We start from the raw sequence: 459 nt of genomic DNA, 5'->3' as shown, positions 1-459 counted from the left end.
TTCAAAATTTTTTAATGGATAGAATTTAAATTATGGGAAGAAAAGTATTTGTTTCATATAAATATGGAGATACACAAGTGCAGGATCTAAATATTTATGAAGAAAATTGGTTTGGACAAAATGTAAAAGTTCAAACTAAAGTTCGGCATTATGTAAATGAGCTGTCAGAAATATTAGATAAAGAGGATCATATCTATAAAGGTGAGGATGATGGTCAAAGTTTAGCAGATTTTTCGGATGAATATATTGCATCAGCTTTACGTGATAAAATTTATGATAGTTCTATTACTATTATTTTGGTTTCTAAAGGAATGAAAACCTATCATTCAGAGAAAGATCAATGGATACCTTGGGAGATTTCTTATTCTCTAAAAGAATATGCTCGAGGTGGTAGAACTAGTTTATCTAACGGTATTATAGCAGTTGTATTACCAGATCAATGGGGAAGCTATGAATATT

1 protein-coding gene is annotated in these 459 nt (G+C 29.6%); it reads left to right on the top strand.

What is annotated here, in order from left to right; translation table 11 throughout:
• Positions 1–32: 32 nt before the first annotated feature.
• The coding region (locus tag GOQ24_RS16125; protein WP_208103240.1) for a TIR domain-containing protein at positions 33–459 on the top strand (427 nt) is incomplete at its 3' end.

Origin of the sequence: Myroides sp. LoEW2-1, from assembly GCF_009767705.1 — a bacterium.
Classification (GTDB): domain Bacteria; phylum Bacteroidota; class Bacteroidia; order Flavobacteriales; family Flavobacteriaceae; genus Flavobacterium; species Flavobacterium album_A.
The sequence above is the reverse complement of the archived record's forward strand: the minus strand, read 5'-3'. Positions and strand labels throughout refer to the sequence as shown.